23 protein-coding genes are annotated in these 25,310 nt (G+C 62.2%); 11 read left to right on the top strand and 12 right to left on the bottom strand.

The window, feature by feature from the left end; genetic code table 11:
* Window positions 1-60: 60 nt before the first annotated feature.
* On the top strand, window positions 61-1,962 hold the full coding sequence (locus LZG00_03815; GenBank protein MCF3593116.1) for an AsmA family protein: 1,902 nt from the start codon (window positions 61-63) through the stop codon (window positions 1,960-1,962).
* A gap of 244 nt (window positions 1,963-2,206) precedes the next feature.
* On the opposite strand, the gene LZG00_03820 is transcribed toward LZG00_03815, so the two are convergent.
* The 3 genes from LZG00_03820 to LZG00_03830 all read right to left on the bottom strand — a co-directional run bounded on the left by LZG00_03820 (window position 2,207) and on the right by LZG00_03830 (window position 4,298).
* Entirely contained in the window at window positions 2,207-2,788 is a 582-nt protein-coding gene (locus tag LZG00_03820) for a GcrA cell cycle regulator (protein ID MCF3593117.1), read from the bottom strand.
* Between the two features lie 112 nt (window positions 2,789-2,900).
* The gene (locus tag LZG00_03825) at window positions 2,901-3,797 is read right to left on the bottom strand and encodes a DMT family transporter (protein ID MCF3593118.1); all 897 of its coding nucleotides are present in this window, start codon (window positions 3,795-3,797) and stop codon (window positions 2,901-2,903) included.
* Window positions 3,798-3,884: 87 nt separating this feature from the next.
* Complete coding sequence (locus LZG00_03830; protein MCF3593119.1) at window positions 3,885-4,298, bottom strand: hypothetical protein; 414 nt, start codon at window positions 4,296-4,298, stop codon at window positions 3,885-3,887.
* Between the two features lie 358 nt (window positions 4,299-4,656).
* On the opposite strand from LZG00_03830, the gene LZG00_03835 reads away from it, so the two are divergent.
* The 3 genes from LZG00_03835 to LZG00_03845 all read left to right on the top strand — a co-directional run bounded on the left by LZG00_03835 (window position 4,657) and on the right by LZG00_03845 (window position 8,024).
* Window positions 4,657-5,844, top strand: a complete 1,188-nt coding sequence (locus tag LZG00_03835; protein ID MCF3593120.1) for an aspartate aminotransferase family protein — start codon at window positions 4,657-4,659, stop codon at window positions 5,842-5,844.
* Between the two features lie 64 nt (window positions 5,845-5,908).
* Window positions 5,909-6,835: an ornithine carbamoyltransferase gene (gene argF, locus LZG00_03840; GenBank protein MCF3593121.1), complete on the top strand. Its 927-nt coding sequence runs from the start codon at window positions 5,909-5,911 to the stop codon at window positions 6,833-6,835.
* 193 nt (window positions 6,836-7,028) lie between these two features.
* Window positions 7,029-8,024, top strand: coding sequence for a 2-dehydropantoate 2-reductase (locus LZG00_03845; GenBank protein MCF3593122.1), 996 nt, complete (start codon window positions 7,029-7,031; stop codon window positions 8,022-8,024).
* 32 nt (window positions 8,025-8,056) lie between these two features.
* On the opposite strand, the gene LZG00_03850 is transcribed toward LZG00_03845, so the two are convergent.
* The 3 genes from LZG00_03850 to hrpB form a co-directional block, all read right to left on the bottom strand.
* Entirely contained in the window at window positions 8,057-9,541 is a 1,485-nt protein-coding gene (locus tag LZG00_03850; protein MCF3593123.1) for an inorganic phosphate transporter, read from the bottom strand.
* A gap of 103 nt (window positions 9,542-9,644) precedes the next feature.
* The gene (locus tag LZG00_03855; protein ID MCF3593124.1) at window positions 9,645-10,103 is read right to left on the bottom strand and encodes an NUDIX hydrolase; all 459 of its coding nucleotides are present in this window, start codon (window positions 10,101-10,103) and stop codon (window positions 9,645-9,647) included.
* A gap of 135 nt (window positions 10,104-10,238) precedes the next feature.
* Complete coding sequence (gene hrpB, locus LZG00_03860) at window positions 10,239-12,695, bottom strand: ATP-dependent helicase HrpB (protein MCF3593125.1); 2,457 nt, start codon at window positions 12,693-12,695, stop codon at window positions 10,239-10,241.
* 121 nt (window positions 12,696-12,816) lie between these two features.
* Here hrpB and meaB point away from each other — a divergent pair, with 121 nt between their 5' ends.
* Entirely contained in the window at window positions 12,817-13,791 is a 975-nt protein-coding gene (meaB, locus tag LZG00_03865) for a methylmalonyl Co-A mutase-associated GTPase MeaB (protein ID MCF3593126.1), read from the top strand.
* A gap of 201 nt (window positions 13,792-13,992) precedes the next feature.
* Here the strand turns inward: meaB and rpmB are convergent, their stop codons facing one another.
* From rpmB to LZG00_03880, 3 genes are all read right to left on the bottom strand, one after another.
* The gene (gene rpmB / locus LZG00_03870) at window positions 13,993-14,280 is read right to left on the bottom strand and encodes a 50S ribosomal protein L28 (protein ID MCF3593127.1); all 288 of its coding nucleotides are present in this window, start codon (window positions 14,278-14,280) and stop codon (window positions 13,993-13,995) included.
* 147 nt (window positions 14,281-14,427) lie between these two features.
* On the bottom strand, window positions 14,428-16,278 hold the full coding sequence (locus tag LZG00_03875; protein ID MCF3593128.1) for an ABC transporter ATP-binding protein/permease: 1,851 nt from the start codon (window positions 16,276-16,278) through the stop codon (window positions 14,428-14,430).
* Entirely contained in the window at window positions 16,275-18,155 is a 1,881-nt protein-coding gene (locus LZG00_03880) for an ABC transporter ATP-binding protein/permease (GenBank protein MCF3593129.1), read from the bottom strand. The genes LZG00_03875 and LZG00_03880 overlap by 4 nt, the downstream gene beginning before the upstream one ends.
* A 368-nt stretch (window positions 18,156-18,523) precedes the next feature.
* On the opposite strand from LZG00_03880, the gene LZG00_03885 reads away from it, so the two are divergent.
* The 3 genes from LZG00_03885 (at window position 18,524) to LZG00_03895 (ending at window position 20,568) form a co-directional block, all read left to right on the top strand.
* Window positions 18,524-19,297 carry a hypothetical protein gene (locus LZG00_03885; GenBank protein ID MCF3593130.1) on the top strand — a complete coding sequence of 258 codons (774 nt, stop codon included), beginning with the start codon at window positions 18,524-18,526 and terminating at the stop codon, window positions 19,295-19,297.
* Window positions 19,298-19,663: 366 nt separating this feature from the next.
* The gene (locus LZG00_03890; protein MCF3593131.1) at window positions 19,664-20,014 is read left to right on the top strand and encodes a hypothetical protein; all 351 of its coding nucleotides are present in this window, start codon (window positions 19,664-19,666) and stop codon (window positions 20,012-20,014) included.
* A gap of 74 nt (window positions 20,015-20,088) precedes the next feature.
* Complete coding sequence (locus LZG00_03895; GenBank protein MCF3593132.1) at window positions 20,089-20,568, top strand: copper chaperone PCu(A)C; 480 nt, start codon at window positions 20,089-20,091, stop codon at window positions 20,566-20,568.
* 100 nt (window positions 20,569-20,668) lie between these two features.
* Here the strand turns inward: LZG00_03895 and LZG00_03900 are convergent, their stop codons facing one another.
* Both LZG00_03900 and LZG00_03905 read right to left on the bottom strand, forming a co-directional pair.
* Window positions 20,669-21,364 carry an NAD-dependent deacylase gene (locus LZG00_03900; protein ID MCF3593133.1) on the bottom strand — a complete coding sequence of 232 codons (696 nt, stop codon included), beginning with the start codon at window positions 21,362-21,364 and terminating at the stop codon, window positions 20,669-20,671.
* Window positions 21,361-21,852: a hypothetical protein gene (locus tag LZG00_03905; protein MCF3593134.1), complete on the bottom strand. Its 492-nt coding sequence runs from the start codon at window positions 21,850-21,852 to the stop codon at window positions 21,361-21,363. Before LZG00_03905 ends, LZG00_03900 begins: the two co-directional genes overlap by 4 nt.
* 166 nt (window positions 21,853-22,018) lie before the next feature.
* Between LZG00_03905 and LZG00_03910 the strand changes: the two genes are divergently transcribed.
* Window positions 22,019-22,699, top strand: coding sequence for a site-2 protease family protein (locus LZG00_03910; GenBank protein MCF3593135.1), 681 nt, complete (start codon window positions 22,019-22,021; stop codon window positions 22,697-22,699).
* A 108-nt stretch (window positions 22,700-22,807) separates the two neighbouring features.
* Here LZG00_03910 and LZG00_03915 read toward each other — a convergent pair whose 3' ends face one another.
* Window positions 22,808-23,203 (bottom strand): arginine transporter, encoded by a 396-nt coding sequence (locus LZG00_03915; GenBank protein ID MCF3593136.1) that lies wholly within the window; start codon window positions 23,201-23,203, stop codon window positions 22,808-22,810.
* 272 nt (window positions 23,204-23,475) lie between these two features.
* On the opposite strand from LZG00_03915, the gene LZG00_03920 reads away from it, so the two are divergent.
* A complete protein-coding gene (locus LZG00_03920; protein MCF3593137.1) occupies window positions 23,476-24,162 on the top strand; it encodes a TetR family transcriptional regulator in 687 nt (228 codons plus the stop codon).
* 22 nt (window positions 24,163-24,184) lie between these two features.
* On the top strand, window positions 24,185-25,258 hold the full coding sequence (locus LZG00_03925) for a C4-dicarboxylate TRAP transporter substrate-binding protein (protein MCF3593138.1): 1,074 nt from the start codon (window positions 24,185-24,187) through the stop codon (window positions 25,256-25,258).
* Window positions 25,259-25,310: the final 52 nt, after the last annotated feature.

Here is a 25,310-nt window from a genome sequence, read left to right on the forward strand (position 1 = left end):
GGCAGGGGTTACCTCTTGGAGCTGAGATATTTGCTCTGGCTGAGCCGAAAGGAGACCGCAATGCGCTGGATTTTCAGGATATTGGGTGCGTTGCTGGTGGCGGCGCTGGTGCTTGTGGGTGGTCTGTTCCTGATGCCCGGCGAAAAGATTGCCGAAGTGGTGCTGAACCAGATCGAGGCCGCAACCGGGCGTGAGGTGACGCTTGAGGGGGATGTCAGCGTCAGTTTCTATCCGGTCTTGGGCGTGCGCACCGGCGCGATGACGATTGCCAATGCTGATTGGTCCGACAAGGGTGCGATGCTGAAAGCCGAAGCGCTGCATATCGGGGTCGAGACTGTGCCGCTTTTTTCAGGGCAAATCCGCATCCGAACGCTGGAGCTGACGCAGCCCGATCTGTTGCTTGAGCGCGACAAGAGCGGGCGCGGCAACTGGGAAATCGCGACAGGCACGGCCAGCAGCGGCGGGCGGCAATTCGCGCTTGCACTGGACCATATTGAGATGAGCGGTGGACGGGTGCGCTATCTCGATCAGACAGATGGCTCAAACCAGGAGTTTACCGGGCTTGATGCTGTGCTTGAGGCACCCGATCTTGCAGGGCCAGCCACGCTGGAACTGGCGCTTGAGCCTGCGGGCGAGCGGGTGACGCTAAGCGCCAGCGTGCAGGGTCTTTTGCCCTTCCTGTCAGGTCAGCCGGTGGCCGTAAGCGCCGATGTCGTGGCGGGCGGCGCAACCATGGGCTTTGTCGGGCGTGCCACGGCTACGGGCGACGCCGAAGGGCAGCTTGAAGCGAACCTGCCCTCGACGAATGCCGCGTTGCGCGCGCTGGGCATGGCCGGGGTGAACCCGCCCAAGGGGCTTGGGCAGGCAGTTACGGCCAAAGGGCTTGTCGTGCTCAAGGCGGGCAAATCGCTTGCCCTGCGCAAGACGGCGCTCCGGCTTGACGACAACGCGTTCACCGGTGATCTCGATATTCAGTTCGGCGGCGATCGCCCCTATGTGACCGCGCGGCTTGATGCGGGGGATCTGGATTTTTCCGGCCTTTCGCAAGGCGGTAGCAGCGCGGGCGGCGAGGGCTGGCCAACCGCGGCTATCGACATGGGTGCGCTGGGCGCGTTGAACGGGCAGGCGCGGATCACGGCAAATTCGGTTGATCTTGGAACGCTCAAGTTCGGCGCGACCGACATCACCGCTACGCTTGATCGCAGCCGCGTGGTGTTCGCACTGGGACGGCTGGCGGGATATGGCGGCGCGTTTGGTGGCGAATTCGTGGTGAACAATCGCAGCGGTCTGTCTGTGGGTGGCAAATTGAGCGCAACAGCGGTCGAGGTGCGCGATCTTCTGAGCGATATGGCAGGCATTACGCGGCTTTCAGGCAAGGGCACGGCTTCGCTCAACTTCCTGGGCGTTGGCGGCTCTCTTGATGCGATTATGAAAAGCCTCAAGGGGGATGGCAGCATTGCGATGGACAAGGGCATGATCTCGGGGTTTGACCTCGACAAGCTGATGAGTTCGGGTGACGGGACGGGGGGGACCACGATCTTTGATCGCCTCGAGGCCGGATTCACCATGAGCAACGGCGATATGCTGAATGACGACCTGAAGATGACCCTGCCGGGGTTTGAGGCCACGGGGAAAGGGCGGATCGGTCTTGGGCGGCGCGATATCGACTATCTCTTCACACCGGTGGCCTTGAAGGCGCGCGAGGGCAAGGGGCTGGCCTTTCCGGTGCGCATTCGTGGCCCATGGGCGGCGCCCAAGATCACGCCGGACGTGAAAGCGGCGATTGATCTCAATCTGGCAGAGGAAAAGAAGGCGCTGGAAAACAAGATTGAGAACAAGGTGAAAGAGAAGTTGAGCGAAGAACTCGATTTTGAAGTGGAAGAAGGCGAAAACCTTGAAGACGCGCTTGAACGCAAAGTCGAAGATGAACTCAAGAAGGGTTTGCTCAAGCTGTTCGAGTGAGGGCGCGTGCCACGCGCGGCTGGTTCCAAGAGCAAAGGTTGCAATATTGCGCATTGGGACCAGCAAAAGGGCGATTTTGACAATCCCCGAGGCCTGTGTCAGAGGCCCGTCTTCATCTTGCCAAAAATATCCAATCCCACGGGATCACAGACGCAGGGCTTGCGCAAAAAACGCAACCCTTGGGTCACTGGCGACGCCAAAAGGCGACGCAAAGCCAGTTTGGAAGGTTACGAAAACCCGCGCATTAGCGCTTGCGGTCGCGCCTGCTCGACATTGGCTGGAACGCCACGCCGACATGCGCTTCGCAATAAGGCTTGCCTGCTTGCACCGGCAAACCGCAGAACCAGAAATCATCGGTCGCAGGATCGCCAACCGGCCATTTGCAGGTCCGCTCAGTCAGCTCCATCAAGCCCAGACGTTTGGCTTTTTTCTCGACTTCGCTGACTTTGGCCAGCGCTTCGGGGCTGATCTCGTTGGCCGAAGGCTGCGGCGGCAGCGGCTGACCGGCGGGTATGATCGCGCGGCGGGCGCGCGATATCACGGGCTCGGCCGGAGTTTCCGCCGCAGGGGCCGCCTCTTCCTTGGCCGGTTTGGCCGCGGGCTTGGTGCGTGACGGTGCGCGCGGCTTGGCCTCGGCTTTGGGGCTGGGTTTTGCCTTGGCTTCGGTTTTGGCGCCGGTCGCGCGGTTTGACAGGCCCAGGCGGTGCACCTTGCCGATGACCGCGTTGCGGGTCACCCCGCCCAGTTCCTTGGCGATCTGGCTGGCTGATTGGCCTTCGCCCCACATTTTCTTCAACAGTTCGACGCGTTCATCGGTCCAGGACATCGTTCGTTCCCATTTGAAAAGGCGGCCACATGGCAAGGGCCGCCCTGAAAATTCTCTTGGCCCCTATTTTAAACAAGCGGGCGTCAGGTGCAAGGCGCAACTGGATGTGGCGTCACGGCATCCTGTCACGCCGCGCCAGCCATGCCTCGCGCCAAGCCAAAAGGGCGGCGCCCGTGATGATGATAGCGGCCCCGAAGATCGAGATGGCATCGGGCCAGACCCCGAAGATTGCCGCATCAAACAGCGTGGCAAATACCAGCGTGGCATAGGCGAAGGGCACGATGAAACTGGCCTCGGCCCGCCCCATGGCGTTGACATAGCACGCCTGCGCCAATGCCATGAAAACGCCCACTGCTGCCAACACAGCCCATTGCGCTGTATTGGGTGTTTCCCAGATGAACACGGCGGCGACTGACGCGATAATCAACCCGAAGCTATTGTTTATAAAGAGAATTTGTAACGGCCCTTCGCGCCCTGACAAAAGCTTGATCAGCACGATTTCAAAGCCCATCACCACAGCCGCCCCCAAAGCAAGAAGCGCGGCGGGCTGAAAGCTTTCGGGCGTGGGGCGCAGCAACACCAACGCGCCGATCAGCGCGACACCTGCCGCCGCAAAACGCACGGGGCCGACCCGTTCGCCCAGAATCGGGATTGCCAGAACCATCGCAAAGACCGGATTGAGAAAGCTGATCGCAGTGGCATCGGCCAGCGGAATGAAGCTGACGGCGGCAAACATCAGGCTGATCCCGCTCCACCCGCCAAGCGTGCGCAAGGCGTGTAGCGGCAGGTTGGGCCGGGAAATTTTTAACCGCATCACGGCTGCTGTCGAAGCAATCAGCATCCAGGCAAAGAGAAACCGCCCGTGGCTGACCTGCAATGGGTGCAGCGGTTCACCCAGTCGTGGCGAAGTGGCCAGCTTGGCCATCAGCGTCGACGCCGCGATAAATACGGAAGCCGTGAGCATAAAGCCCACGGCAAGGCGTGGATTGGAGGTGGCGGGTTTGAACATCGCCGCAGTCCTGCGCCAGCCCCTGTCAGGGTGCAAGCGCAAATCTGCTCTGGGGGTTCAGGCGCGCGCCACGCGCCCGCCTCCGCCTCAGCTTTTGTTCAAGAGCGCAAGGCTCTCGACCAACCCGTCGAAATACTCTGGCACCTCGCCATTGTCCTCGTCGAGTTCGCGCGCGATCCATGCGACAAGCCCGCCATCGGGGCCCGCCAGAGGATCGGCGCCGTGCGCCAGCAGCAACGCCAGTTTGGCAGGTTCTGGCGCGGCCAGCATCAGTGCGGTTTCCCCGGCATCAAAGCAAAGCGTGACATCGCCTGCCAGGGCTGCATTGGCATCTGCACCGGCATCAAGAAGGGTGCGAACATCGTTCAATGTGCCATCGACAATGGCACGCAAGAGCGGCGTGCGCCCCCAACGGTCGCGCGCTTCCAGCGCTCCTGTCGGGAGAGGGAAGGGCATGGATTTGGCGCGGGTGGCGTCGAGGGAATGGATCTGTGCACTCATGGGAGAAGCCTTTCTGGCCAGGTTTTATTGCTGCTCGATTGGAAACAGTTGTTGCGCCTAACCGTGGCGGAAAAACGGCGCGCGCGGGGAAAGTTGCGGGCAAGTCGGCGCGCGCAGACCTCTTTACAGCGCCTTCGCCAACCGCTATCTGACAGCTATGACCAAGAGCATGCGCCCTCATCTGATCCGACGCCGACGCTGATGCGTCCCAAACGGCTGCGCGCCTTGCGCCGGGCCGTTTTCTCTTGATCATCGCCGCCTGTTCTTGCGGCTCCCCATCACCAGAATCACCAAAAATATTGACGAAGCGCCCCGGCTGAGGCACTCACGGGGCTTGTCGATGCGAAAGGAAACGCACATGATCCCGTCTGTTCTGCCCACATACAACCGCGCGGCGCTGCAATTCGTCAAAGGCGAAGGCAGCTGGTTGATCGAAGCCGACGGGCGACGCTTCCTTGATTTTGGGTCGGGTATTGCCGTCAACGCGCTGGGCCATGCCAACCCGGAGCTGACCGAAGTGCTGAACGATCAGGCGAGCAAGCTCTGGCACGTCTCCAACCTCTATCAGATTCCCCAGCAGCAGCGGCTTGCCGACCTGCTGGTCGAACATACCTTCGCCGACACGGTGTTTTTTACCAATTCAGGCACCGAGGCCTGCGAGCTGGCGGTGAAGATGGCGCGCAAATACTGGTATGATCAGGGCGCGCCCGAGCGGGTTGAGATCATCGCCTTCGAAGGTGCCTTTCATGGTCGCTCCGCTGCCGGGATCGCCGCCGCCGGGTCCGAGAAGATGACCAAGGGTTTCGGCCCGCTGCTGCCCGGGTTCAAACATTTGCCCTGGGGCGATATCGACGCCGTGCGCGCGGCGTTGAGTGAGACAACGGCGGCGATCATCGTCGAGCCGGTGCAGGGCGAAGGCGGCATCCGCCCGCTCGAAGATGATACGCTGCGCGCCCTGCGTGCGCTCTGTGACGAGACTGGCACGCTGTTGATCCTCGACGAGGTGCAATGCGGCATGGGGCGCACCGGGCGTCTCTTTGCCCATGAATGGGCCGGGATCACACCCGATATCATGATGGTGGCCAAGGGTATCGGTGGCGGCTTCCCCCTGGGCGCCGTGCTGGCCAACGAGCGCGCCGCCAGTGGCATGACGGCAGGCACCCACGGCTCGACCTATGGCGGCAACCCGTTGGGCTGTGCCATCGGCGCGAAAGTGGTCGAGATCATCGCCGATCCGGCCTTTCTCGCCCAGGTCAACGCACGCGCCGGCTTCCTTCGTCAAAAGCTGGAAGGGCTTGTGGCGGCACACCCCGAGGTGTTCGAAGAGGTGCGCGGCACCGGCTTGATGCTGGGCCTCAAATGCAAGGCGGCCAATATGGATGTGGTCAATGCCGGCTACGCCCACGAGGTGATCACCGTGCCCGCAGCGGAAAACGTGATCCGCCTGCTGCCTCCGCTCAATATCACCGAAGACGACATGGCCGAGGCTGTAAAGCGGCTTGAGGCCGCTGCCACGCAGATCGAGACCACATCTTCCTCTGACTGAAAATATCCCGGAGGGTCCAGGGGGCTGGCCCCCCGGCTCTGCCCTTGAGACCAGGACATTACACATGAACCATTTTCTCGACATTCACAAAACCGACCCCAGCGACCTCAAAGGCATGATTGCCCAGGCGCGCAGCATGAAAGATGCGCGGGCGGGCCGCTCCAAGGGCGCGCCCGACGACGAGCAGCCGCTCAAGGACAAGATGGTGGCGCTGATCTTTGAAAAACCCTCGACCCGCACGCGTGTGTCTTTTGATGTCGGCGTGCGCCAGATGGGAGGGCAGACCATGGTGCTGTCGGGACAGGACATGCAACTCGGCCATGGCGAGACAATCGCCGACACCGCCCGCGTTCTGAGCCGTTATGTCGATATGATCATGATCCGCACCTTCGATGAAACCGTGCTGCTGGAACTGGCCGAATACGCCGATGTGCCGGTGATCAACGGGCTGACCGATCGCACCCACCCCTGTCAGATCATGGCCGATGTGATGACCTATGAGGAACATCGCGGGTCGATCAGGGGCAAGAAGGTGGTGTGGTGTGGTGACGGCAACAATGTCTGCGCCTCGTTCCTGCATGCCGCCGGACAATTCGGCTTCGATCTGACCTTTGCCGGGCCGATGCAGTTGGAGCCGGAACCCGAATTCATCGGCTTTGCCCGCGAAAAGGGATCGAAAGTGATCATCGAGCGCGATGCCGTCAAAGCGGTCGAGGGGGCCGATCTGGTGGCGGCAGATACCTGGGTCAGTATGCACGACAGCCAATCCAACAAGGAGCGCCGCCACAATATGCTGCGCCCCTATCAGGTGAATGATGCGCTGATGGCGCATGCCAAGCCGGACGCGCTGTTCATGCATTGCCTGCCCGCGCATCGCGACGAGGAAGTGACCAGCGCCGTGATGGACGGGCCGCATTCGGTGGTGTTTGATGAGGCGGAAAACCGGCTGCATGCGCAAAAGGCGGTGATGCGCTGGTGCCTCGGTGTGTGACCTCGCGCAGCTGACCCCGTCATGTGCCTTGCGGCGCATGGCGCTGAGGCACCGCAGGCCACTTGCGTTATCAAACCCAGGGAAACGGCGGGATCGTGTCTTGTGACCACGAACAGCGATCCTTTCAAGTTACCTGTTATATGCATGGCAGGGGCGGGAGCCTCCGGCGGGGATATTTGTGGTCAGAGGAAGCATGGGGTGTGCGATGGATGAGCCGGTGATCGTTGTGGCGGGGGCCGGGGCCGTGGGCTGTTTTGTTGGCGGATTGCTTGCAGCGGCGGGGCGGGATGTGCGTCTGCTGGCACGGGCGCGGATGGTTGAGGAGATCGGGGCGCACGGGCTGCGGCTGACGGATTTTGCCGGGATGGAGGCCGTGGCCGCGCCCGAAGCGAGCGCGCAGCCGGAAATCCTTGCGAATGCCGATATCGTGCTTGTCTGCGTAAAGGGGGGTGCGACGCAGGAGATGGGGCGGCTGGTGGCGCGTCATGCGCCCGAGCGGTCGGTGATTGTGAGCCTGCAAAACGGCGTCGGGAATGCAGACGTCTTGCGCCAGACCCTGCCGGGGCGCGATGTACGTGCCGGGGTGGTCGGTTTCAACGTGGTGGCGCAGGGAGAGGGAAGATTTCACCGCTCAACCAGCGGCGAGATAATGATCGAGGCCGGGCCGGGTGATCTGGCCGGGCTGCTGGAGGTACCGGGGCTGGAGGTGGATGAGCATTCCGGAATCGAGGCGCTGCAATGGGGCAAGTTGGTGCTGAACCTGACAAACGCGGTGAACGCGCTGGCGGGGCTGAGTCTGCGCGACATGCTGCTTGATCGCGGATGGCGTCGGGTGATGGCGGCGCAGATGCGCGAAGCGCTGGCGGTGCTGAAGACCGCCGGGATCGAGGTGCGTGTGCCTGCGGCGGCGCCTGGCTGGGTTATTCCGTGGATATTGCGCCTTCCGACACCAGTATTTGCAAGGGTGGCGGCGCCGATGCTGACGGTGGACGCATTGGCGCGCACGTCGATGGTTGCGGATCTCGAATCCGGGCGCAAAACCGAGATCGACCATTTCCAGGGCAAGATCCTGGAGTTGGGGCGTGCGCATGATGTGCAGGTGCCGGTGAATGCGCGGGTGCTGGAATTGGTCAAGCAGGCCGAGACGCGGGGCGCGCGGGCGCATTCGGTGGCCGAGGTGTTGGCCTAGAACGGGCCTTTTGCCCAGCCAGCCTTTTCAGGTCACACGAAGAGCGCGTGCAGCAAGAAGAAGATAAGACCTGACATAACAGCGGCGGCGGGCACGGTGATCACCCATGCCGCGATGATGGTCATGAAATGTGAGCGGCGCACCAGCTTGCGGCGGCGGCGCTCTTCTGAGGCGACGCGCATCTCGGCGGGGATGGTTTCGGAGTTCTTGCGCATTCGGCGGCTGGTATCCCATTCGCGATAAAAACCGACGCCGAAGACGCCGCCGACCGCGATATGGGTCGAGCTGACGGGCAGGCCGAGCCAGGACGCCACGATTACCGTGATGGCGGCGGACAAGGCCACGCAATAGGCGCGCATGGGGTTCAGCTTGGTGATCTGTGAGCCGACCATGCGGATAAGTTTCGGCCCGAACAGGAACAGCCCGAACGAGATGCCGAACGCGCCGATCACCATCACCCACATCGGGATCGCCACAGAGGACGCGACATCGCCGAATTGCGTGGCATGCACGATGGCGGCGAGCGGGCCGACCGCGTTGGCCACGTCATTGGCGCCATGGGCGAAGCTGAGAAGCGCGGCCGACAGCACCAGCGGCATTCCGAACAGCACCTTGAGAGATTTGTTGCGGTTTTCCAGACCTTGGGATTGCTTGGCCACCAACGGAATGGTGATCAGCCAACTGACAATCCCGACGCCAAGACCGACGAGAAGCGCGGTTTGAAGGTTGATGTCGATCAGGCGTTTGAGCCCTTTGAGCGCGAGATAGGCGGCGAAAGAGCCGGCCATGATGCCGATCAGGATTGGCACCCAACGGCGGGCGGCTGCGATTTTGTCATCGCGGTAAATCACCCGCGATTTGATCAGCGCCAGAAAGGCGGCAGCGATCAGCCCTCCGAGCGCCGGTGAGATCACCCAGGAGGCGGCGATTGCGCCCATGGTGGGCCATTTCACGGCGGCGAATCCGGCGGCGGCAATACCGGCCCCCATCACCCCGCCGACCACCGAATGGGTGGTCGAGACCGGCGCGCCGATCCACGTGGCCAGATTGACCCAGAGCGCCGCCGAAATCAGCGCCGCCATCATGGCCCAGATAAATACGTCCGTGGTGGCCATGGACTCGGGTGTGATGATGCCCTTGGAGATGGTCGAAACCACATCGCCCCCGGCCAGCAGTGCACCTGCGCTCTCGAAAACCGCCGCAATTACAATCGCTCCGCCCATGGTAAGCGCGTTGGCGCCCACGGCGGGGCCCATGTTGTTGGCGACATCATTCGCCCCGATATTGAGCGCCATATATGCGCCAAACACCGCTGCTGCGACCACCACCATGTTGATTGGCATCTGACCAAAGAACAAGGCTGCGGCCAAGCCTGTAATCACGATGAAAGCCAGCGCTACACCGGGTGCGACCATCGGGCGGGCGACATATTGTGCGGCTGTTTCAAGCGTGGAAAAACGGTCGAGATCGCGATCCAGCGTTTCCAGGTGGTCGGCGTCGTTTGGCTGGTGGGTCATCTGGCGCGTCTCTCCCCCAATACGTGTTTCGCGGGGTAGACAAGCAAGCGCGCCAGATCAACCGGTTTTGTCACGAAACCTTCATAATTCTTCTGGAATGTGCTTACAGGCGGCGCAGGATTTCCTGCAATTCGGGTTCGCGCACCATGTCAGAGGCCCTTTCGGAGCTGACCCATTTGCGCCGACGCTGATCGGCTTCGGGAAACTCATCCTGAAGATCGGTCACTTCAACCGAATAGACCAGGGTTTCAACCGGCACCGGGAGGCCGCTGCGAAGCTCTTTGTCATAGTCATATGTGCCGACGGGATCGGTTGTAATGTTGCCCTCACGCACGCCGGCCTCTTCCCAGGCCTCCTGAAGTGCTGCGCCGCGGGCATCCTTGCCATCAATCGGCCAGCCCTTGGGAATGATCCAACGCCCAGAGTCGCGCGACGTGATCAACAGCACTTTCTTGTCGGTCCCGTGGTTCGCATAGCACAGCGCAGCCACCTGCAACCGCTTGGGGCGGCGCAGTAACGGCTGGACCAACTCGGTCCAGGCTTTCTTGAAGCCATCGGTCATCTAAATTCTGCCTATCTGCCCGGTCTTGCGTGACAGGGTCCTTTTTTCATTGAATGGTTAATATATACCTTTTTTCTGCGATTGCAAAAACGCCGTGGTTTCGGGGGCGCCGAGCAGGCGGATCAGACGCACTTTTCAGCTTTTTTTGCGTGGTTTGGCGCGTAGGGTCGGGTCGGCTTGGGTCGGATCTTCGGGCCAGGGGTGTCTGGGATAGCGCCCGCGCATATCCTTGCGCACGTCGGCGTAGGATGACGCCCAAAACCCGGGGATGTCGAGCGTGGTCTGCACCGGGCGCTGCGCCGGAGAGAGCAGCGTGACCTTGAGAGGCGTTCTGCCAACCATGGGGTGGGTTTTCTGGCCGAACATTTCTTGCAGACGCAGGCTGATTTCCGGCGTATCCCCCGCGTAATCTATAGGAATCTTGCGCCCCAGTGGCGTGATGAAATGCGGCGGAGCGAGCGTGTTCAGGCGCTGGGTCTGGTCCCAGTCGAGCATGGACTGCAAGGCCGGCAATATGTCAAAACCCTTCCAATCCGACGCGGTTCTGATGCGGCCAAGATGGGGCATGAGCCAATCCTCAAGACTGGCAAGCAAGGCCTCGTCCGACATGTCCGGCAAAGCTTCTCCCGCGTCGCGGGCCAGCGCCACGCGGGCACGCAAGCGTTGCGCCGCAGGGCTGGGGGACAGTCCCAGATCGCGAATACCGGCACACATGGCGCGTGCAATCACCTCGTCTGGGGCGTCTTTCCATATCCGGTCGTCAAGCGTGATGGCGCCGAGACGTTCCTGACGGCGGGCCACCACGCGGCGTTCGCGTTTGCTCCATTCACAGGTATCGACCCAGGCGATCTGATCTTCAAAAAGGGCGCGGATTTCGCCCATGCTGATGGTGACTGCCTGACGGATGCGGGCTTCGCGCGGATTGCCATCGGTGTCCGTGATGACAAGAAAGGGGGTGGCGGCCAGCGGATCGGCTTCATCGAGGATTGCGCCCTTGCCACCCGACAGGACATAACGCGGCTGATCGCCCTTGCGCCGCTGGGCGATGCGGTCGGGGTAGGCCAGAGCGGCCATTTCGGCGGCAGAATGCGCAGCGCCTTGCGCGTCTGGGCGCGCGCGCCCGGCAAGGCGTTTGGCCTCAAGGCGAATGCGTGCGAGACTGGCGCGGTTGATCTGAAAGGGGCGGGTTTTGCTGAACTGCTGCGGATCGGCCAGCGCCTCAAGCCGCAAGGAAAGGTCGGCAGGTGCGCTGCGCGCCAGCGGGTCGCGCTCGGCCAGAAGCGCGGCCAGAGGGGCGGCGTCGGGTCCGGCCATGGCCAGCATATGGGCAAGGCGCGGATGCAGCGGCAGGGCCGCCAGTGCGCGGCCATGGGTGGTAATGCGATTGCCCCGATCCAGCGCGCCGAGCTGGCGCAGCAACGCCTGCGCCTCGCCATAGGCCCCGGCGTTGGGCTGGGTCAGGAACGGCAGATCAGCGGGCGCCGCCCCCCAGAGCGCCAATTCAAGCGCCAGCGCGGCGAGATCGGCGGCTTCTATCTCCGCCGGGGGGAAGGGGGCCAGCGCGCCATCTTCGCCGCGTGTCCACAGGCGATAAGCCCGCCCCGGTGCCACTCGGCCCGCGCGGCCCGCGCGCTGGGTCGCTTCGGCGCGGGTGACGCGCTCGGTCACCAGCCGCGACATGCCTGACGAAGGATCGAAACGCGCGCGGCGCGCGCGGCCTGCGTCGATCACCACGCGGATATCCTCGATGGTTAGCGATGTTTCGGCAATCGAAGTGGCCAGCACGATCTTGCGCCCCGACGCCGCCGGGACGATAGCGGCCCGTTGCTCCTTGAAGGGCATCGCACCAAACAGCGGGCGCAGGTGGCAATCGGACGGGATGCGGGACTTCAAAAGCGCCTCGGTGCGGCGAATTTCGCCCTCACCGGGCAGGAAGACCAGCACGCCGCCGGTGGTTTCCTCAATGGCGTGCAATACGAGGTCGGCGGTGGCGTCTTCCAGCCTGTGCCTTTTGGGCAAGGGCGCATCGAGCCAGATCGTTTCAACCGGAAAGGCCCGCCCCTCGGAGGTGATCAACTCTGCGTCAAGCAACGCGGCCAGCGGCGCGCCATCGAGCGTGGCCGACATCGGCAGCAGGATCAGATCGTCGCGCAGGGCCTCGGCAATCTCAAGACATAGCGCAAGGCCCAGATCGGCATTGAGCGAGCGTTCGTGAAATTCGTCAAACAGCACCGCGCCGATACCTGAAAGCTCGGGGTCGGACTGGATCATGCGGGTGAGAATGCCTTCGGTGACCACCTCGATGCGGGTGGATTTCGAGGTCTTGCTTTCGCCCCGAATGCGATAGCCCACCGTCTGGCCCGTGATCTCGCCCAGCGTATCGGCCATGCGCTCGGCCGCGGCGCGCGCCGCCAGACGGCGCGGCTCAAGCATAAGGATACGGCCACGAACGACCCCGGCCTCCAGCAGCGCCAGCGGCACTACCGTGGTCTTGCCCGCACCGGGCGGTGCCTGCAACACCGCGCGCCCCCGCGCTCGAACAGCGTCAAGGAGCGGGGGCAGGGCATCATCTATGGGCAGACCGGATCGCATGAGCGGTTTATGCGGCAGGCGCGCGCGCGCGTCCATGGGGCAGTCGGCTTGGGGGCTCTGGACTTGGGCGCGCTCCTTGGGCATGAAGGCGCGGTATTGAGACTGGGGCGGGATGAGCAGCATGGATATCGCAGCCACGGCTGAAAAAATCGCGGGCGGCAACCGGCGGGCGCTGGCGCGGGCCATAACATTGGTCGAAAGCGGGCGCGACGATCATCGCGCCCAGGCGACCGATCTTCTGGAAGCTCTGAAGCCCCTCGGGCGCGAAGCGGTGCGCATCGGCATGTCGGGCACGCCGGGGGTAGGCAAATCCACCTTCATCGAGGCATTTGGCTGCATGCTCACCGCCAAGGGGCTCAAGGTTGCGGTTCTGGCGGTCGATCCAAGCTCGACACGCTCTGGTGGCTCGATCCTTGGCGACAAGACACGCATGGAACGCCTGTCGCGCGACCCAAACGCCTTCATTCGCCCCTCGCCCAGCCAGAGCCAGCTTGGCGGCGTGGCGCGACGCACCCGCGAAGCGATCGAACTCTGCGAAGCCGCCGGTTTCGACGTGATCCTGATCGAAACGGTGGGTGTGGGACAATCCGAAACCATGGTGGCCGAAATGTCTGACCTCTTCGTTCTGTTGCTGGCCCCGGCGGGCGGAGACGAGCTGCAAGGCGTCAAGCGTGGTATCATGGAAATGGCCGATCTCATCCTTGTCAACAAGGCTGATGGCGATCTGAAACCGGCGGCAACCCGGACCTGCGCGGACTATTCCGGCGCGCTGAGACTCTTGCGCAAACGCCCGCAGGATCCCACCGGATTTCCCAAGGCCATGATGGTCTCGGCGGTCGAGGAAATGGGGCTGGAGCAGGCCTGGAGCGAAATGACGGCGCTGATCGACTGGCGGCGCGAGAACGGGCATTTTGATGCCACACGCGCAAGACAGGCACAGTTCTGGTTTGGAGAGGAAGTGCGCCAGCGGCTGTTGCGCAGTCTGCAAAGCGGTGCCGCCAAGGACGTGATGGAGACGCTGGCCGCGCAGGTGGCAGCGGGAAAGATCACGGCAACACGCGCCGCCGAAGAGGCACTTTCCAGAATCAGCCGCTAGTCCCGGACCACTTGGCGCGCGCCAGAATGGACACGCCGACAGGGCGGTTCAAATCGTGATGGTCCCGATCTTCCTCTGACTGAAAATATCCCCGCGCGGAGCGCACCCGCACCCGCCATCCGCGCTGTCCTCACTAGACAAGACAAACGAAAACGACCCCGCCGCAAAGGCAGGGCCGTCAAATAGCACGTCAAAGAGAACTCAGACCTCGGCCTGGGCCTTCTTGATCTGTTTCTTCACTTTCATCGCATTGTCCGAAAGCTCGGTATCTTTGGCTTTGGCAAGATAGGCATCAAGCCCACCGCGATGATCGACCGAGCGCAGAGCGGCGGCTGAAATCCGCAGTTTCACACCACGACCCAGCGTTTCCGATTGCAGCGTCACATCGTTCAGGTTCGGCAGGAAACGGCGGCGGGTTCTGTTTTTGGCGTGGCTGACATTGTTGCCAGTCATCGGGCCTTTACCGGTCAGTTCGCAGACGCGAGACATGGGTTCATCCTCATTCTAGATCGCATGAGGCTCGAAAGCCCCGTCAACACAAATGGGCGCCGCTAATGCACGCCCCGAAATCCGTTTTCGGTCTTTAGGTGGAATCACATCAGGCGTCAAGCCGAATGGCGCAAGATTCACCGCGCCCTATTGCGCCGCCGACTCCAACCCAAGGAAGCCGCCCGACTGGTGCGACCAGAGCATCGCATAGATTCCACCTTTGGCCATCAACGCCTCATGGGTGCCGGTCTCGACGATGCGCCCCTGATCCATCACCATGATCCGATCCATCTGGGCGATCGTGCTTAGCCTGTGGGCGATGGCCAGCACCGTCTTGCCTTCCATCACCCGCGCCAAGGCCGCTTGAATCGCTGCCTCCACCTCGGAATCGAGCGCCGATGTCGCCTCGTCCAGCACAAGGATCGGCGCGTCCTTCAGGATCGCGCGGGCCAGGGCGATGCGCTGACGCTGGCCGCCCGAAAGCTTCACGCCGCGTTCGCCCAGATGCGCGTCATAGCCCGAGCGCCCCTCGCCATCTTGCAAATCACCGATGAAGTCATGCGCTTCGGCCTTTTCGGCGGCAGCGATCAACTCGCTTTCGCTGGCGGTCTGGCGGCCATAGAGGATGTTGTCGCGCGCCGGTCGGTTGAACATCGCTGTATCCTGCGTGACCATGCCGACCTGTCGGCGCAGGCTGGCCTGGGTCACGTCGGCAATGTCCTGCCCGTCGATCCTGATCTGCCCGCGCTCGGGGTCGTAGAGCCGCAGCAAAAGCGACACCAGCGTCGATTTCCCCGCCCCCGAGGCGCCGACGATGCCGATCTTTTCGCCCGGCGCGACATTCAGGGAAAGCCCATGCACCCCGCCGACATCGCGGCCATAGGCGAAATCCACCTGATCGAACACGATCCCCCCTTCGCGCACTTCAAGCTCACGCGCGCCGGGCCGGTCCACCAGGTCATGCGCCGGGCTAAGCGTGCGCATCCCGTCCTCGACCTCGCCCAGATCGGCATAGATCGTCATCAGCGTCCAACTGACCCAGCCGGTCATCTGCGCCAGCCGGATCGCCATTGCCCCGGTCGCCGCCAGATCGCCGCTGGTCACCGCGCCCGCGCTCCAGCGGGTAAGGCCATAGCCCAGCATCGCCACCGGCAGGCACCCGGCCAGAACGATCAGCAGAAAGCGGAACCACACTGCCATCACCGCCCAATGCACCGCGCTGGTGCGGAACGCGCCCACGCTGTCGAGAGCGGCCCGATCTTCGTGTTCGTCATGGGCGAACAGCTTGACGGTGCGGATATTGGTCACGGTATCGACAATCTGCCCGGTCACCCCGGCGCGCGCCGCCGCCCGCGCGGCCGAGCGCAGCCGGATGCGCGGCAGGAAAAACCACAGCAGCACGATGTAAACCGCCAGCCACACGACCACCACCAGCGCCATGCCGGGATCGACACTGGCACTCAGCGCCAACATGCCCAGAACGGCGGCCAGCGCGAAAGTGATCGCGTTCACCGTTTCCTGCACCACCGAAACGATGCCGGTCGCCGTCTGCATTTGCTTTTGCGCAATTCGCCCGGCGAAATCCTCGTCGAAAAAGCTGACCGACTGGCCCAGCGTGTGGCGGTTGAGCCGCGCCATGACCTGACTGAACAGGTTGGGCGCCAGCGCGATTGTCTGAAACGCGGTGGCAAGCCCAAACGACACCGGGCGCAGCACCAAAAGCACCGCCGCCGCGGCGATCAGAAGGCTCGCATTGGCGCTCCAGAAGAATTCCGCCCCCACAACTGTGGCATCAACGATCCGGCCCAGAAGCAGCATTACCACCGCTTCAAGAATGCCGCCCAGCCCGAACAACAGCGCGGCGACGACGATCACCGGCCAGCAACCCTCTAGTGCCCAACCGACAAAGGCGACGAGGCGACGGGGGGGCGGCCCCTTGGCCTCGCGTTCGGGGTCGATGCGCGTGGCAAACCAATCTGTCAGGCGATTGCCGGTCATTCCGCCGCCTTTCTGTCTTCGCTGTTTTCGTTGGGATCGTCGGTATCGTTGGCATCGCCCAGAAAGCCGCCCGACTGGCGCGCCCAGAACCGGGCATAAAGCCCGCCCAGCTCAAGCAACTCGCCATGCGTGCCGGTCTCGACGATGCGCCCCTCGTCCAACACCACGATCCGATCCATATGCGCAATCGTGCTGAGACGGTGCGCAATCGCGATCACGCTCTTGCCTTCCATCATGCCATAGAGCGTGTCCTGAATCGCCGCCTCGACCTCGGAATCGAGCGCCGAGGTGGCCTCGTCAAGCAGCAGTATCGGTGCATCCTTCAGGATCACCCTTGCCAGGGTGATCCGCTGGCGTTGCCCGCCCGAAAGCTTGACGCCACGCTCGCCGACTTGCGCGCTATAGCCCGAATTGCCGCCGGGATCGTGCAATGCCTCGATAAATTCATGCGCTTCGGCCTTGCGCGCCGCCGCGATGATCTCCTCATCTGATGCATCCGGGCGCCCATAAGCGATATTGTCACGCACCGAACGGTGCAGAAGCGCACTGTCCTGCTGCACCATGCCGATTTGCGCGCGCAGGCTGTTTTGGGTGACGCCTGCGATATCCTGCCCATCGATGCGGATTGCGCCGCTTTCAACGTCGTAGAACCGCAAGAGCAGCTTCACCAGTGTCGATTTCCCGGCGCCCGAGCGCCCGACAAGACCGACCTTCTCGCCCGGTGCAATTGTCAGCGTCACACCGTCGAGCCCGCCTTGGCCGCGCCCATAGTGGTGGCTCACGTTGTCGATCTCGATCTGCGCATCGCCCAACAAGAGCGGCCCGGCATCGCGCGCATCGATCAGATCAATCGGCTGGGCAATGGTCTCCATGCCCTCCTTCACAACGCCCAACTGGCGAAAGAACGAGGTGATCGCCCACATGATCCAGCCAGTCATCGCGTTCAGTCGCAACACCAGTGCCGAGGCGGCAGCCACAGCACCCACCGTTGCCTGCCCCTGCATCCACAGCGCCAACGCCCAGCCGACAACCCCAAGGATCAGCACGCCATTCAGCATCACCAGCCCCAGATCCATCAGCGTATAAAGCCGCATCTCGGCTTGAAACGTGTCGCGGGAATAGTCAATCGCCTCCTTGGCATAGGCCATTTCGCCCGTCGTATGGGCGAACATCTTGACCGAATGGATGTTGGTATAGGCATCCACTACCCGCCCCGTCACGGCGCTGCGTGCGTCCGAGGCGCGTTGCGACGCTGGCCCGACCCGCACCACGGTCCAGCGCATCAGCCCGGCATAGGCGATCAGCCAGATCACCAGCGGCACGGCAAGGCGCGGATCGGCCTGACCCAGCAAGATCACTGCACCCAACACATAGGCCACCGAATACGTCAGAGCATCAAACACCTGAAACACCGCCTCGCCGGCGGCGGGCGGGGTCTGCATGATGCGGTTGGCGATTCGCCCGGCGAAATCATTCTCGAACCATCCAACCGACTGGCGCAGCACATGCGCATGTGCACGCCAGCGGATCAGGGTGCCGAAATTGGGCAGAATCGCATTGTTGATCAGCATCACGTCAAGCAGTTGAAACGCCGGGCGGATCAACAGAATGAACAGCGCCAACACAATCAGCGTGGTGCCGTGTTCGGCCCACACCTGCGCCGGGTCGCCCTGCAAGATATCGACGATCCAGCCCATATAATAGATCAGCACGATCTCGACCGCCGCAACGACAACGGACATGATACCGGCCATCCAGAACACCCGTTTGAAGGGCCTGGAATAACCCATCATGAAGCCCCACAGCGTCTGTGGCGGGCGATCCTCGGGCGGATAGTCGCAATAAGGGTCAACAAGATTTTCAAAGTAACGAAACATGAGGGGGCTCCCTAAATCAGAGCAAATAGCAATATGCAGTCAGGCGACGACGCTCAGGCGGGCCAGGCAGCCCGCGAATTTGAACGGCGCCCACACGGGGTCATCCGTTCAGATGTGGTTCCAGATCCCGCGATACATACTGCACCCTCCTTGTCGGTTGCCTATACAGGCTAGCCCAGGGAAAAGGGGATGTCACCCCCTGCGCGCAATACCCGTTGTGACGCAGATTGGCCGCCCCGATGAGACAGTGCGCGCTAGTAAGTTCGTCAACAAAAGGTAACAAGTCTGCGCCCCCAAATGACCGCATTTAGCCAGTATTCATGCGCCCTGAATGGGCTTTTTGGCCCTAAGTCTTGAAACGAGGTCTCATGCAATTGCCCGATCCGGTCAAAACCATCTATCTGGCCACGTTTGCCATCATCGCCCTTGTCACATTCGCCGTATTTGGCGAGCTTCTGCCCGGCGGGCGCAAGCACGACACGCCGCGCTCTTTTGGGCAAGTCGTGCAGACTTTCATCGACAATGTCAGCGGCCATTTCTCTGGCTCTGAAATCCTGATGGGTCATCGCAAATGGAACGGCACTATTGAAGACGACAAGCTGAGCTTTCACGGCATGGCGTTTACATTTACCGATCGGAATGACCCGGACACCTACGTGCCTTATGCCTTTGAATTCGACGGCACGGCATTCACCCCGGCACCCGACGCGCACGCCATTGAAATCGCCGATTTCTTTGCTCGATACAAAGCCCCCTTTGCCAATGCGCCCGCGCAGACTCCTGACGACTGCATCACCCCAAATCCCCAAGGCGTCGATGCAACAGAGTTAGAGCCCTCAATCATCTGTCGTCTGCCTTCTCTCCTGCCCGACCGGCGCGCGGCGGTGATCGGCGTGCTACGCCCAGACCCTTCCACACTCCAACGCGGCGATGGCGACAGGCTCTGTCGCGACGAAGTTCAGAGGTGGCTGAAGCGTGCCGAGTTCAAGGGACTTGAGGTTGCGCTGTGTGTCATCACGGATCAGACGTTTCAAGCCGACAGCTATGGCCCTGGGAACTGGATGGATATTATCTTCTATCAAAAGCGGGGAACGCGGCTATTGAATATGCGTGGCGAGACCCGGAATTTTCAGCGGATTTGAGCGCCTGCCCCTGCTCGTGCTCCGGTTGAGCGCGACGCCCAACAGCGTGCCTCGCGTTTCGGCCCCGTGCAGACAAGGCCACTGGGCACGATCCCGCTCAGACGTTGAGCCGCGCCAGACCCTGCCGCTCAGGAAAGGAGACAAGCCTGCGCGTCTTTCATCTTGCTCCAAATATTCCGGGGGTTTGGGGGCAGCGCCCCCAAGACCTGCGCGCTTTCGCGAACATGCGTGGCGCAAGACCCTGTAAGCGATGGAGCTCGGTGCAATGAAGCCGATTGGGCCAACAGGCGCGCAACCGGGATGGCTGCGCGACGCGGGGCGATTTGTCTCTTTCTTGTGACCGGGCGGCGGCGTATATCAGGGCGGATGACACGCAAAACCCGGTCATATCTCGGTGTCTTTCTGGCGCTATTTCTGGCCCTGACGGGTCAGAGCATGGCCGTGGCGCGGGGCATGCCCAATGCCGCTGGCGAAATCGTGCTCTGCACCGGATCGGGGCCGACGGTGCGCTTGGTCGATGCGACCGGTCAACCGGTCGGCCCGCCCCATATCTGCCCCGATTTTGCGGCCTCGCTTTTTGCTGTTGCGCAGGTGCCGCCACCGACCGTGGCGCGCCCGCTGACGCGGGCCTTGGCGCTGCGTCCGCCTGCCCGTATCGCTGCGGTTTCGCTTGACGTGCCGCATGCCTCGGCGCGGGGGCCACCCGGCCGGGCCTGACGAACCTTTCACAAGACCGGGCGCCGCCCTGGCGCGCCCACCTCACTTCCATGTTCAAAACAAGGAGAGACGCGATGTCTTTCAAACTTCGTATTGCTGCGGCTGCTGCCGCTATCGTTCTTGCCACCCCACTTTTCGCTGATGGCATCAAGGTGGATGACCCCTATGCACGCGCCAGCGCGAGCATGTCGTCGTCGGGTGCGGCATTCATGATGATCCACAACGAGACCGGTCAGGCCGACCGGCTGATCGACGTCAAATCGGATGTCGCCAAGATGGTCGAACTGCACACCCATACCGAAGACGCCAATGGCGTGATGAAGATGGTGCACGTCGAGGAGGGTTTCGAGCTTCCCGCTGATGGCATGATCGCGCTGCAGCGCGGCGGCAAGCACGTCATGTTCATGGGCCTCAAACAACCGCTGAACCAGGGCGACATGGTCAATGTGACGCTGGTGTTTGAAAAGGCCGGTGATGTCGCGGTGGAAATCCCTGTCGATCTTGAGCGCAAGCCGATGGAAGGCGCAATGAAGCACAAGAAGCACAAGATGTGAGACGCCCACGCATCGGGCGGGTCGGACTGACCCGTCTTCTGCTATGGCGGCGAAAATCCGGCGCGCGGGGCAACCTGCGCGCCGTTTTCTTTTCGCCACGTCACGCGCCGAGCAGGGACTCGACCCACTCCGGCACGGCGCGCGTTGCCGGGCCGGACCGGGTTTCATCAAACACCGGAATGACGGAGGAGGGCGCAAGATTGATCTCGACCGTATGCGCGCCCGCCTGCGCGGCAATCTCGACAAACCCGGCGGCAGGGTAAACCTCGCCGCTGGTGCCGATGGCGGCGAAAAGCGTGCAGCTTTCCAGCGCCGCCATGATCTCATCCATGCAATAGGGAATTTCGCCGAACCAGACGATATCGGGCCGCGTGGCGGGGGCGGCGCAGCTGGGGCAGGGGTCTTGTGCGCGCATTGTCTCGGGCGCGGGCCAGCGATGGCCGCAAGCCGCGCAGAGCGCCGAATTCAGCGCGCCATGCATGTGAATGACCGATGTTGCCCCGCCGCGTTCATGCAGATCGTCGACATTTTGGGTCACGATCACCACCTCGCCGGGATACTGCGCCTGCAACCGTGCCAGTGCGGCATGCGCTGCGTTAGGCTCGGCGCCCCGGCAATTTTCGCGCCGCGCATTGTAGAACGCGTGCACCATTGCGGGGTTGCGCGCGAAACCTTCGGGGGTGGCGACCTCGCGCAGATCATATTTTGTCCACAGCCCGTCGACATCGCGAAACGTGCCCAGCCCGCTTTCGGCGGAAACCCCCGCGCCGGTGAGGATGACGATCCTTTCGCTCATTTCAGAGCCTCAAGAAGCATGTCTCTGACATCGTCGTAGTCTGGCGCGTCGCCTTCGCGCAGGCCCAGTGTCGAATGGCGGTCCCCGTCATAGAGATCGGCGTGATAGAGCCGGGTGACGGGCTTGCCTTCGGCGCGTGCCTTTTCGGCGTGAAACGCTTGCGTGCGGGCATACGAGCCGATCAGCGCCGCCTTGGTAAAACAATTGCTGTCATCCAGCATCAACACGAAAAGCTTGGCAAAATCCCCGGTGAATGGCGCAAGGCGGAAGGCCAGAACCTCGCCCTCGGGCAGTTGGATTCGCTCGATCAATTCGACCTCCTGCGCGCCCGGTGTCAGAAAGCGGCCCCAATGGTCCATCACACAACTTGAGGCTGGTGGCGTTTGCGGGGAGTCCGATTGCGCGCGGGTCGGTGTGCTGGCGATCGTGGCGAGCAGGCCGAGCACGATCAGCACGAGTCTGGCAGGTGTTTGATGAAAGACGCGCATCGGGCAATCCCTCAGGCTGTGAGCAGAGGTATCAACCCTATAGCCTGCCGCGCGCTTTCTGAATTGAAAAATGCGGCAATGGCCAGCTGCCCCGCCTCGTTGTCGCGCAATGTCTTGCACGCTTTGCGGCTTGCTTTGGCTTGGGGTTTTGTCTGAATGTGGCGCCATGTTGCAGACTGGCCCTATCATCTTGCGTTTCCAAGGCATCTTTGGCGTTCCTGTCGAGATCGGCCAGACGCTGGCCTTTCTGGTGTTGATCCTGGGGGGCGTGTCGCTGAGCGCTGGCGCCGATCCGATTTGGCTGGCGATCATGCTGGCGATGATCTTTGCCATCATCTATCTGCACGAATTGGGCCATGCCTGGGCCTGTCGGGTGCAAGGCATAGACGTGCGCCGCATCGTGTTGCATGGCGGCGGCGGGTTTTGTGAACAGGAACTCCCTGCCACCCCCCATCAGCAGGAATTCATCGTGGCGATGGGGCCGCTGGTGAACCTCGCACTCTGGGCGGTTACCACGTTGGTGACGGATTGGGTCTGGGACAATGGCCTGGGCGGCGGCTATCTCAGCCATTACCTGTCGTTGTTTTCCTGGCTCAACCTGATGTTCTTTGCCTTCAACATTCTGCCGGTGCTTCCGCTGGATGGCGGGCGGCTGTTGCAGTTGATCTTGCAGCGCTTCTTGCCACGCGCCACGGCGATGCGCGTGTCGGGCGGTGTCGGGTTGGTAGTGGCGATCCTGTGGTGGCCTGGGCTGGTCTGGCTCTGGCTGTCGACCGGGTGGCTTTTGCTCTTCATACCGTCGATCTGGCTACATTACCGGCTGATGCGCGGCGAGTTGGAAATCTGAGAGCGTGGAGCGACGCCGTGGGCTGTCTTGGGGGCGCAATTGTCCGCTTTGCGCGCGGGCGGCTGTACTGCAAGCACGCGCTACTGGATCGGTTGCGATATGGCAGTGTCAGCCGCAGGTTGCTTCGGCAGCTTCGGCGTAGGCCTTGTAGCTCTGCCAGAACCGTTCGTGGCCGGAGTTGTCGGATTGGCGGATCACCTGGGCGCGATGCGGATCGGAATAGAAGCTGGCGGCGAGGCGTTGATCGCTTGAGTTCAGAGAATCATTGGCCACGGCTTGAATGCAGCCGCATTTTTCGCGCGATCGCGCCTTGCGATCCGAGGCGAGGCAGGCTTTCGAGATCGGCCCCGAAGCCAGCCGCAACGGCTGGGCGGCGACCTTGGTACCGTTGGTGACCTTGACGGGCACGCGCACGGTTGTCTGGCCGACATCGCGACCGGCCTTGCGATAGCCGCCACACGCGGCAAGCGCGAGACAAACTGTTAGTGCGATGAGGATACGCATCTGCCCGAACCTCTTTGTTATATTTTTCGCAATCATGGCGCAAAATGGAGGGGAATTCAATCGCTCCCGCAGTCACTGGGAAGATGAATGCCGATGAAGAGATGGCCCGTCCTCACCACAGTAACAAGCGGGGGGCAGCCCCCCGCACCACGGCAAAAGGCGGGGGGCCAGCCCCCCGCACCCCCCGGGATATTTCGGGCAAGATGAAGATGCGGGTTGACACGAATCGCTGCCGGGATAAGCCTGACTGAGCGATCAGTCAGGATTTGAGGTTGGACGACGATTTGGCAAACGGTTTGGCAGACAGAGCGGTCGAGACGGGCGAAGCCGAGGCCGGAGGGGCGCGGTTCGATGCCATACTGGATGCGGCCGAGCAGGTCTTTGCCGGGTCGGGCTATGACGGGGCGGCGCTGCGCGAGATTGCCCGGCGGGCCGGGGTGGCGCAGGGGTTGATCCATTATCATTTCGACAACAAGGCGCGGCTGTTTGAGCGCGTGGTGGCGCGCCGCTCAAGCCAGATCAACAAGGCACGCGCCGCGCTGTTGGCGGCGTTGCGCGCGCGCGGTGTTGTGCGTCTTGAAGAGGTGGTTGAAGCTCTGTTTCGCCCAACCATCGAGGCCGGTATCGAGCTGGCTGAGGATGGCGGCGGCTTTGCCCGCATCCTGGTGTCGATGGCCAACTCCAACGACCCTTTGGCGCGTGACCTGACCGAGACGTATTACGACCCGATTGCGCATGATTATATCAGCGCGCTGCGCGAGGCAGAGCCGGAGTTGGGGCAGGGCGATGCGGTCTGGGCCTATATGTTCGCCATTGGTGTGGGCATGACGATGATGGCGCGCACCGGGCGCCCGCTGCGGCTGTCGGGCGGCTTGTGTGATGATGGTGATGCCGATGCGATGTTGGCGCGGATTGTGCCGTTTATCTGCGGAGGGATCCGCGCGTTGATTTCAGAATAAAGCAACTTTGGGAGGAGTTAAGATGAAGAATTTCGTAGCAAAAGGCGTGGCGGTTGCCGCGCTATCCATGGGCGGGCTGCTCGGTGCGCCGATGGCCATGGCCGAAGATATCTCGGTCACAGTTGTGGCCGGGCATCCACCGGTTTTCCGCTGGGTGAAACATGCCAATCAGACCTTTATTCCCGCGGTCGATGCCGCGCTGGAAGGGACGGATTACAAGATCAACTGGTCCGAACAATATGGCGGATCATTGGCCAAGGTCGGCGATGAGTTGGAAGCGGTCGAAGAAGGGTTGGCCGAGATCGGGCTGGTGTCGTCGCTGTTTGATCCGGCCAAGCTCTCTGTGCAGAACGTGACCTATTTCACGCCTTTCGTATCAAGCGATTCCACTGCCGTTTCGGGCTGGATGGACAAGCTTCAGGAGAGCAATACCGACATGAAGGCGGCTTGGGCGGAAAATGGTTTGGAGTATCTTGGCGGCGGCATCGGGATTGATGACTATCTGTTGATGACCACATTCCCGGTCAATTCCATTGCCGATCTCAACGGCCACAAGATCGCGGCCCCCGGTCCGGCGGTGAACTGGCTCAAAGGCACTGGCGCGGTGGGCGTTTCAGGCAACCTGACCACCTATTACAACGAGATCAAGACTGGCGTTTATGACGGTGTGATCGTTTTTGCCAGCGCCGCGCTTCCGGGCAAGCTGCACGAGGTGGCGCCCTATATCACCAAGGTCGGCTTTGGCGCGCAATATGCCGGCGGGATCGCCGCCAACAAGGATTGGTATGACAGCCTTGCACCCGAAGTTCAGGCCGCGCTGAAAGCAGCGGCGCAGGCCGATGCCGTGGCCTATCAGCAGGACCTTGATGCTTCGGTCACCAAGTTTCTTGGGCTGATGCAGGAACAGGGCGCGACCGTGAGCGAAGTGGATCAGGCGTTTCGCGAGGAGTGGGCCGCGGGCATGGACAATGTTGCCATGCTCTGGGCCAAGCAGCTTGATAGCGAAGGCAAGGCCGGGACCGCCGTTCTCAAGGCCTATATGGACACGATGCGCGCCGCCGGTGCGACACCTGTGCGCAACTGGGATCAGGAATGATCGCTTGAGCAAAGCTTTGCCCCGGACGTGATCCGGGGCAAGCCACGAGGGG

The sequence above is a fragment of the Rhodobacteraceae bacterium LMO-JJ12 genome (assembly GCA_021555075.1).
Taxonomy (GTDB): domain Bacteria; phylum Pseudomonadota; class Alphaproteobacteria; order Rhodobacterales; family Rhodobacteraceae; genus JAKGBX01.